The sequence below is a fragment of the Synechococcus sp. R60.1 genome, from assembly GCF_047461835.1.
Lineage (GTDB): Bacteria > Cyanobacteriota > Cyanobacteriia > Thermostichales > Thermostichaceae > Thermostichus.
In genome coordinates this window covers 1-8,880 of sequence record NZ_JANSIA010000112.1, presented here as the reverse complement: position 1 = coordinate 8,880, position 8,880 = coordinate 1, and the positions used below count along the sequence as shown (strand labels likewise).

Sequence of the window (8,880 nt, the reverse complement as noted above, 5' to 3'; positions counted from 1 at the left end):
ATACCAAGCAGCCATACTGAACATACTGTACATTATTTTCAGTATAGTCCAGCGTATCATTGACTAGAGTCATGCTCCCGCTCTTTTCCTCTGGCCGGTGAGCGCGGATCCCGGTCAGATTTAAGATAGGAAATATATCTTCATCCTTTGTCTTGTTGCCTGACACCCATCCACTGCGCATCAACCTGTTGCTGGATTGGGAGCCGCCAGCAGGAGAGCCCCTAGCTTGCGAGGACTGGCTACCCCCTGAACGCTTTGTTGTCGAGTGTTTTCAGGATCAAGCTGCCTTCCTAGAGGCTCTCAGGAGACAAGACGGCCATGTCGATTGCTTGGTGCTCCTGGTGGATCCCACTCGGCTGCAAGAGCTGCACGATCTGGGCAATCAGCTCTGCGCGTGGGGACTGCTGCTGCCGACGGTGTTGGCGATTGTGCTGGAAGAATCCCACCTGCAAAAGGAAACACCGGAGACGGAAGGAGAGATCCCTGCCACCTCATCTTTGGTGAAAGCATTGCTCAAGCGAGAGCAGTTTTTCTACCACAACGCCACCCTCGTCCGTCCCATTTCGCCACAGGAGCTGAAGGGGCAGGTGCGGGCCGACTGTACCGCTTCGGGATCCCCTTCCGTCTTGGAGCTGCTGGTGGATCGGGCCATCGCCTTGTTTCTGCAGATGTCTCCCACCTGCGGCCTCCCGCAGGGCCCAGCGCATCCCAGCGATCAGCCCTACCTGGCTTACAGCAACCAACAACAACGGCGGCTGGCGGAGAAATTGCGGGAACGGCTGGGCTACGCCGGAGTGTACTATCATCGTGACCCAGAGCTGTTTTACCGTCGCCTCCCGCCCCACGAGCAGCAAGCCCTCATGCGACGGCTGCGTAACCTTTACCAGGCAATCGTCTTGGACTATTTTCAATCTCCCGAGACCGTCAATGCCCGCATCGACGAGCTGGTGGCCTTGGCCTTTTTTGCCGATATCGGCGCTGCTCAACTGCTGGAGCTGCACATGAACTTGATGGAAGACTTTGCCAAACAATTGAAGCTGGAAGGCCGCAGCGAAGAGATCCTGCTGGATTACCGCCTTACCCTGATCGATGTGATGGCCCACCTGAGCGAAATGTACCGCCGCTCCATTCCCAAAACCGCTCCAAGGGATCCTTAGATATGTCCACTCGCAAAGCCTATGTTCTCAAGCTCTACGTGGCGGGCAACACCCCCAATTCTCTGCGTGCCCTCAGCACCTTGCAAGACATCTTGGAAAAGGAGTTCCGCGGCGTGTACAGCCTGAAGGTGATCGATGTCTTGAAAAATCCGCAACTGGCAGAGGAAGATAAGATCTTGGCAACGCCGACCTTGGCCAAAATCCTGCCGCCACCGGTGCGGAAGATTATTGGCGATCTGTCCAACCGCGAGAAAGTGCTCATCGGCCTGGATCTGCTCTACGAAGAATTGGACGAAGAGGCTTGAGACAGGCTGCAGGAGCAAGGAGAGTGGGATGAACCAGTCATTGGGGCCTTCTGAGCCAGAAAAGCCACAAGATAACACCGCAGAGGACTCCACCGAACCAACCCCAGACAACCACCGGGCGGATCTCTCAGAGCTGCGAGGGATCCCCAAAAAACAGACGGGCATCGAGGGCTTTGAAGACATCAGCCACGGTGGGCTACCCCTGGGACGCACCACCTTGGTCAGCGGCACCTCCGGCACCGGCAAAACCCTGTTTGCCATGCAGTTCCTTTACAACGGCATCGTGAAGTATCAAGAGCCGGGGATCTTCGTCACCTTCGAGGAAACCCCCGCCGATATCATTCGCAATGCCTCCAGCTTTGGCTGGGATCTGCAGGCCCTCATCGACAGGGGCCAACTGTTTATCCTGGACGCTTCCCCCGATCCCGAAGGCTATGAGGTGAGCGGCAACTTTGATTTGTCGGCCCTCATCGAGCGCATCCAGTACGCCATTCGCAAATACAAAGCCAAGCGGGTCTCCATCGACTCGGTGACAGCCATCTTTCAGCAATACGACCCTGCCGGTGTGGTGCGGCGGGAGCTGTTCCGCCTGACGGCCCGCCTCAAGCAGGCCAACGTCACCACCGTCATGACCACGGAGCGCACCGACGAGTACGGCCCCATCGCCCGCTACGGCGTAGAGGAATTCGTCTCCGATAACGTGGTGATCCTACGCAACATCCTGGAGGGAGAGAAACGGCGGCGCACCATCGAGATCTTGAAGCTGCGGGGCACCACCCACATGAAGGGGGAATATCCCTTCACCATCACCAACGACGGGATCAACATCTTCCCCTTGGGAGCCATGCAGCTGACGCAGCGCTCCTCCAACGTGCGGGTCTCCTCCGGCATCGAGAAGCTGGACGAAATGTGCGGCGGCGGCTTCTTCAAAGACTCGATTATTTTGGCCACCGGCGCCACCGGCACGGGCAAAACCTCGCTGGTGAGCAAATTCCTGGAGCGGGGCTGCCTGGATGGGGAACGCTGCATTCTCTTTGCCTACGAAGAGTCGCGGGCGCAGCTGTCCCGCAACGCCTCCTCCTGGGGCATTGACCTGGAAGAGTTCGAGCGGCAGGGCCTCCTCAAGATCATCTGCGCCTACCCAGAATCTGCCGGCCTGGAAGACCACCTGCAGAAGATCAAAACCGAGATGATGGCCTTCAAGCCCTCCCGCATGGCCATCGACTCCCTGTCAGCCCTGGCGCGGGGAGTGAGCCAAAATGCCTTCCGCCAGTTTGTAATCGGGGTAACTGGCCTGGCCAAGCAGGAGGAGATCACCGGCTTTTTCACCAACACCACCGACCAATTCATGGGATCCCATTCCATCACCGAATCCCATATTTCCACCATCACCGACACGATTATCCTGCTGCAATACGTGGAGATCCGCGGAGAAATGGCCCGCGCCCTCAACGTCTTCAAAATGCGGGGATCCTGGCACGACAAAGGGATCCGCGAGTACCTCATCTCCAATGCGGGCATCCAAATCCGCGATTCCTTCCGGGGCTACGAGCGCATCATCAGCGGATCCCCGACCCGCATCAATGTGGATGAGAAAAACGAGCTCTCCCGGATTGTGCAAAACGTCCAGGCCCTCGAGGAAGAAGGGTTGTGAGCGGTTACAACAGTTCCGTGAGTGGGCGCGGCAACAGACCCGTTGAGTCAAGCGAATTTCCAACACCGCTCAACACCGCGCAAGCCCTGCACTTGCGGCTGGCAGGGAGGGATCGGCCCAGACAAGGATTTCCCCGCGGCCAATGGCGAACAGTGGTAACCCACCTACAAATTGGGTAGTATGCCTCTAGCAGTAGCGCAAAGGGCGGGGTTTCCCGGCGTGTTTAGTTTTCTCGGTGGTTCCAAAACCCGAACCATGCTTGGGGTGGACATCAACCCCGAGCGCATCGCCGTTGCCCAACTGAAAAAGCAGGGCAATGGTCGCTATCGTCTGGCCCACTACCACAGCGTGGACATGCCGGAAGGGGCGATGGTCGAAGGGCGCATCCTCGATCCGAGCACAGTTGGCTTGATCCTGATGAATTTGCTCAATGAAAACAAGGTACCCACCAACCTGCCGGCAGCCACAGCAGTGCCCGTAAGGGAGGCCATCGTTCGTCTCATTCGCCTGCCTGCCGACCTGCCCGCCGATGAGTTGCGCCGGGTGGTTTTGGAGCAGGAGGCCGAACTTTACATTCCCTACCCGCGGGATCAGGCGGATGTCGATTACCAGCCCTTGGGTCTCGATCTTTCCCAGGATGGCATTGAGCGCATCGAAGTCTTGCTGGTGGCCATCCCCAAAGAGGTGGTGGACAACTACCTGGAGGTGCTGCAGGCAGCCAATTTGCAGGTGCGCTGTGTGGAGCTGGCCAGCTTCTCCCTCATTCGCACCATCCGCGACCAGCTAACCCAGTACGGCCCCCAAGAGGCCGTGTTGCTCAGCTCCATCGGCTACGACAGCAGCGAGATCAGCATTTTGGTGAACGGGATCCCGCAATTTACCCGCACCGTCAACATCGGCACCATCCACATGCGGCAGGTGCTGGCCCAATCCCTGAATCTGCCGCTTAGCCGCACCGGCGACCTGTTGCGAACTCTGAGGCTACCCCTGATCAACCCCACCGATATTTTGGCCACGGGAGAACAGCCAGCGCCCAGCAATCCCGGTGTAGCAGCAGTAACGCGCGTTGTCTCCGATTTGGCGGATGAACTGAAGCGCTCCATCGACTTCTTTACGAGCACAGAAAGTAGCTCGCCTGTGGTGAAAGTACTGCTGGCCGGAACTGGGGCAAGCATCGGCCAAATCGACGGCTTCTTATCTCAGTCGTTGAGCGTGGCGGTGGAGTTGGCGGATCCCTTTGGCAACATTGTCGTGCCGGATTCAGTGGAACTGCCCCTGGAGGAACGCCCAGCAATGGGAGTGGCCCTGGGGTTGGCGTTACGGGAAGACACCAAGTAGCGGCAGCAGGCAGCGCAAGCTCGCCCAACCGATGGAATAGCGCACAAGGCGGTTAAAGAGATGTACACACCGGAGATCAATTTCCTCAAAGAAAGGCCGGATGTCCTCACCACAGCTCGAACAGGTGGGGAAGCAGTAGTCGCAGCTGAGGCTGCAGAGGGATCCCAGAATTGGATCCCGGCCATTGGCCTGGGGGTTGCTGTTGCTGCTGTAGCGATGGGAGCTTTTTGGTATTTCCAAGACAGCTTTTCCCGCCAGAGAGAAACCTTGAGGGCGGAGCGGGCTCGCCTTGACAGTGAGCTCAGCACAGCCAATGCTGAGTTGTCCCAGCTGCAGAATGCCAATCAAGAGCTGCAAACCATTCGCGCCCAAACGGAAGGGTTCCGCTCCTTTCTGAGGTCCGTCCAGCCTTGGTCGGCCATCTTGGAAGAGCTGCGGCGCAAGATCCCCGGCCAGGGGGTATGGATAACCAACATCAGCGCTTCCGGGGATACCGTCAATATCCAAGGAGGGGCGCTGGACTTTCCCCTGGTGAACGACTTTTTGCTCACCCTGCTGGATTCCAACTTTGTGACCAGCGCCGTCCTGAACAGCAGCTCCCGGGTGGACGGCACAGACCTAACCGAGCCCAGCGTTACCTACGGCATAACCGTAACCATCCGTACCCTGGGGGATCCCGACCCAGAATTTACCCGCGAGCTGGAGCAGCGGGGAGCGATAGGCTTGGTTGAAAAGATCCGCATTTTGCGTCGAGTGGAGGCGAACTGATGACTGGATCGGTTGAAGGTTTTCCCGACGAACAACTGGTGGTTCCCCCGGCAGGGCCGCCGGTACTGCTGGGCGTGGAGCTGACCCCCATTCGAATTGGTCTTTTAATCGGGATCACAGGGCTAGGCGCGGCGGGGTTTCTGGCCTTCACCCAACTTCGCCCCTTGATCGAGGAGGTACAGGCTTTGGAAAGGGAGGTAGCCAACAAAACCACCCAGTTGCAGGACATAAAGAGCCAGATTGCCAGTTTGCAAGATGTGCCCAATCAGGTCGAGAGAGCTCGCGTGGAGCGGGAACAGATCAGTGCCCTGCTCTCCACTCCCGAGAATGCCGACACGCAACTGCTGGATCTCAACCGGCTGGTGCAGGGGCAGCCCAACAGCGAGCTGCGCAGCTTTAGCCCTTCTCCACTGACTCCAGCGTCTTCGGCCAATCCGGAAGTGCCTGGGATCATCGCTCCCGCCATCCAAGTGCAGACCACCCGTGTCGCTCTGCGTGGCCCCTATACGGAGCTGATCAATCTGATGGGAGATATAGAACGTCTGCGCACGCTGTTCCGGGTGAGCAACATCAGCTTAAATCCTGTTCAAGACACAGGGGAACTGGACGCTGCTTTTGATTTGATTGCCTACATCTACAACAAAGACGTTCCGTTGGGCACTGCTCCTCCACCTGAAGGGCAAACGGCACCTGGTCAGTAGCCCAGCCATGCCTTGACTCAGGGGGGGATCCTGCCAGTGCGGGATCCCCTCTGGTTTTCAGAAGACGGGAACAACCGCCGGTTCAGCACGGATAGTGTTGCCGAATCGAAGATCTGGGAAAAATTTCTCCCGAAACGGCTACAGGTAGTGGCAAAGTCCGAGATTTCGGCTTTGATTAGGGAAGCACGGGGTGAACGAGGCCAAAGGCACCCGTGGCGGGGTGAAGCAAGAATACGACTGGGTGAAGGAGTGAGGTGTGAGGATGATGAACCGTCGAGTTGCTTATGGGTGTGCGTTGGGCTTGATCCTGTCCCTGCCCCCATTGGCCTTAGAAAGCCGGGTCAATGAGGCAGCCGCTCAACAGTTGACCTCCGCAAACCCGCAACGCCTCAGCCGCATCACAGATATCCGCCTGGTGCCCAACGGCAACCGCATGCAGTTGGAGATCAACACCGAAGGGGGCGCTCGCCCACAGGTGTTCTTTACCCAGCAGGGACAATCTTGGATCGGGGACATCACCAATGCTCAATTGAGCGGAAGCCAGGGCCGCTATCGCCAAGAGTCTCCCTTGCCGGGGGTGCGTTTCATCGAGGCTAAGCAACTAGGCAATGACAGTGTGCGGATAGAAATAGCCGGCGTGGCCGCAGCTCCCCAAGGCTTGCTGGCTCGGCGCAGCCCGACGCAGTTGGTCTTCGATTTTGAGGGCCTACCCTCTGCCCCACCGGCCCCCCTAGCGGCGGTTCCCCCTCAACCCTCGTCCAACCCAGCAGCGCCCGGCCAACCGGCGTCACTAAACCGACCTCAGCCCGTGGCTCCTGTTCCTCAGCCCGCAGCTTCTGCCCCTGCCTCCCAACCGGTCGCTCAAAACCCTGCCCCTCCGCAGACAACTCAAGCGGCTCCTCCCACACCTGCTGCTCCTGCTGCACCCGTGATTTCTCAGGTGCCTTCTGTGGACCAGCTCAACCAACCCCAACTGCCGCCAGGGGTTGTCAATCCTGATGTTTCTCCGTTTCAAGGTCGAGCAATGGCTCCCCCGGCTGGAGATCTTGCCGTTGGCAGTATTATTCCAGCTCCTCCCCCGGTGGATTTGGGTTCAAATGCCAAGATCACTTTGACCTTAAGAGATGCTCCTGTAGGTGATGTGTTAAGCCTACTGGTGCGTCGAGCTGGGCTTAATGTAGTTCTCAATGATGTGCCTCCGGACTTGACGATTTCCCTAGATGTAGCTGACTCACCTCTACAAGAAACATTTAACTTTATTTTGCGCTTGAAGGAGCTTCAAGCGTCTCGCGTAGGGCAAACAGTTTTCATTGGTACTACACTCCCTGGGGTTGGCCAGCAGATCGTCAAGACGTACAGACTCAATCAACTGAGAATCGAAGAGGAGATCCAAAACTTTGATTTAACTGCTGCCGGTGCCGCAGGTGGAGGTGGAACAACTGAAATCACGGCTAGGCAGCTAGGTGTTACTCCGAGTGAAATTAGAAGCAGAATTCTAGCCATTTTGGAAGCATCAAACATTCCTTTGGCTCAGGAATCGGCCATTCAAGCAGATCCAAGAACGAATTCACTGACTATTGTTGCCACACCTACCCAACATGACGTAATAGCAGCATATCTTGCCCAAATTGATCTCAGAAGTCGACAGGTCTTGATTAGCGCCAGGTTTATCGAGATTAACCTTAACGACAACTCTGACTTAGGAGTTGCATTAGGTGGTGCATCTGGAAACTTTGCGCTGGGTTCTGGAGATAATACCAGCTTTGGTGGAACTCCTCTTAGCCAACCCGAGGGATCCTCAGTTCCTAACGTTGGTTCGGTTCCGGCTCCAGCAACTGGGGGCTCACTTGTATTTAATACTTTAAACCGGCTCCAGCAGTCTCTTGCAGCTCGTATAGATGCATCTATTGCTTCGGGGACAGCTAAGATATTGGCCGATCCAAAAGTAGTCGTTGCCAACAACACCGGTGCGGCTGTTGTGGTTGGCCAAGAAGTCATTACCAACAGGAGAATACAAACGGATCCCGCAACAGGCCAGTCAGTAGTTGTTTTCGAGAAGGGAAACGCAGGAGTTAACTTGCTTATTCAAAATGTTAGGATTGACGATAATGGCTATGTTACGTTAAATCTCATTCCTCAGATTTCATCCATCGGTAGCCAAGTTATTTTGGCAGATGGCACCGTAATTAGCTTGCTGAACCAGCGTTCTGTTGGAACTTTGCAAACCAGACTGAAAGACAGAGAAACCCTATTTTTGGGAGGCTTGATACGAGAGGAGGATCGAGTATCTGTTGACAGGGTTCCACTGCTTTCTGAGATTCCTCTGCTGGGTTCTCTTTTTCGTAGGCAAAATACGATAAATGAGAGAACTGAAATTGTAGTCCTAATTACGCCGACAATTTTGGAGGACTGAAGGAAAATCTTTATCGCTGCAAGCCGCTTTCTTCCTGTTGAGCTAGTTACCTTCCTATAAAGACATCTTGGTTTAAATGCTAAGGTCAAGCTTTTCTTGCCGATTTTGGTTGAGACTGGGATCCCTATTGCTCAGCTTGGTTCTGGCTTGGGTGCTGGCTTCGATTGACGCAGGGTGGTCACAAACCTATCGCCTTTCTCTACCGGTACAGGGTCAGAGCTATTCGCAGCTAGTCGAGCAATCACGTCCTCTGGTTTGGCGAGCTTTGGCGCAACAATTCCAAGCGCAACCGCAGCCGGAGCAGATCACCTTGGAGGTACTGGGACAAGCCGGGGATCGGCAAGCCCCTCTATTTACCGTGCGAATGCCTCGCAGCGTTTGGCAGCAAAACCCCTCCCCCGCTCAATTGGAGCAGCATACCATTTTCTATCCTGATGCGTTGGCTCTTTTACAGCCGCGAGCACCGATGCAGCAAGCCCAGGTAGAATCTACTGCTCCCTTTGCAAATGGAATTACATTGGTCTCCAGCAATCCTTCCAATGGC

At 56.1% G+C, this 8,880-nt stretch carries 9 protein-coding genes; 8 read left to right on the top strand and 1 reads right to left on the bottom strand.

All coding sequences use genetic code 11. The annotated features are described in order from the left end of the window. The first annotated feature begins 152 nt into the window (after positions 1 to 152). The 6 genes from NW834_RS12660 (at position 153) to NW834_RS12635 (ending at position 5,923) form a co-directional block, all read left to right on the top strand. Positions 153 to 1,157, top strand: a complete 1,005-nt coding sequence (locus tag NW834_RS12660) for a circadian clock protein KaiA (RefSeq protein WP_414419007.1) — start codon at positions 153 to 155, stop codon at positions 1,155 to 1,157. Between the two features lie 2 nt (positions 1,158 to 1,159). Continuing rightward, positions 1,160 to 1,462, top strand: coding sequence for a circadian clock protein KaiB (kaiB, locus tag NW834_RS12655; protein WP_011430723.1), 303 nt, complete (start codon positions 1,160 to 1,162; stop codon positions 1,460 to 1,462). A 28-nt stretch (positions 1,463 to 1,490) separates the two neighbouring features. Beyond that, positions 1,491 to 3,116 carry a circadian clock protein KaiC gene (kaiC, locus tag NW834_RS12650; RefSeq protein WP_011432142.1) on the top strand — a complete coding sequence of 542 codons (1,626 nt, stop codon included), beginning with the start codon at positions 1,491 to 1,493 and terminating at the stop codon, positions 3,114 to 3,116. A gap of 219 nt (positions 3,117 to 3,335) precedes the next feature. Then, positions 3,336 to 4,454, top strand: a complete 1,119-nt coding sequence (gene pilM / locus NW834_RS12645) for a type IV pilus biogenesis protein PilM (RefSeq protein WP_414419006.1) — start codon at positions 3,336 to 3,338, stop codon at positions 4,452 to 4,454. 60 nt (positions 4,455 to 4,514) lie between these two features. Beyond that, positions 4,515 to 5,222, top strand: a complete 708-nt coding sequence (locus tag NW834_RS12640; protein WP_414419005.1) for a PilN domain-containing protein — start codon at positions 4,515 to 4,517, stop codon at positions 5,220 to 5,222. Next, a complete protein-coding gene (locus NW834_RS12635; protein WP_414350594.1) occupies positions 5,222 to 5,923 on the top strand; it encodes a hypothetical protein in 702 nt (233 codons plus the stop codon). Before NW834_RS12640 ends, NW834_RS12635 begins: the two co-directional genes overlap by 1 nt. Positions 5,924 to 6,251: 328 nt before the next feature. Here NW834_RS12635 and NW834_RS12630 read toward each other — a convergent pair whose 3' ends face one another. Continuing rightward, on the bottom strand, positions 6,252 to 6,482 hold the full coding sequence (locus tag NW834_RS12630; RefSeq protein WP_414343508.1) for a hypothetical protein: 231 nt from the start codon (positions 6,480 to 6,482) through the stop codon (positions 6,252 to 6,254). On the opposite strand from NW834_RS12630, the gene NW834_RS12625 reads away from it, so the two are divergent. Together NW834_RS12625 and NW834_RS12620 are read left to right on the top strand one after the other, a co-directional pair. After that, on the top strand, positions 6,369 to 8,336 hold the full coding sequence (locus NW834_RS12625) for an AMIN domain-containing protein (RefSeq protein WP_414426334.1): 1,968 nt from the start codon (positions 6,369 to 6,371) through the stop codon (positions 8,334 to 8,336). The two genes, NW834_RS12630 and NW834_RS12625, sit on opposite strands and share 114 nt — an antisense overlap. A gap of 127 nt (positions 8,337 to 8,463) precedes the next feature. After that, on the top strand, positions 8,464 to 8,880 hold a 417-nt coding region (locus NW834_RS12620), incomplete at its 3' end, for a hypothetical protein (protein ID WP_414426333.1).

Bases quoted from the DNA above. Each gene is read 5' to 3' on its own strand.
- kaiB (WP_011430723.1), top strand. From the start codon at position 1,160: ATGTCCACTCGCAAAGCCTATGTTCTCAAGCTCTACGTGGCGGGCAAC.
- kaiC (WP_011432142.1), top strand. From the start codon at position 1,491: ATGAACCAGTCATTGGGGCCTTCTGAGCCAGAAAAGCCACAAGATAAC.
- NW834_RS12640 (WP_414419005.1), top strand. From the start codon at position 4,515: ATGTACACACCGGAGATCAATTTCCTCAAAGAAAGGCCGGATGTCCTC.
- NW834_RS12635 (WP_414350594.1), top strand. From the start codon at position 5,222: ATGACTGGATCGGTTGAAGGTTTTCCCGACGAACAACTGGTGGTTCCC.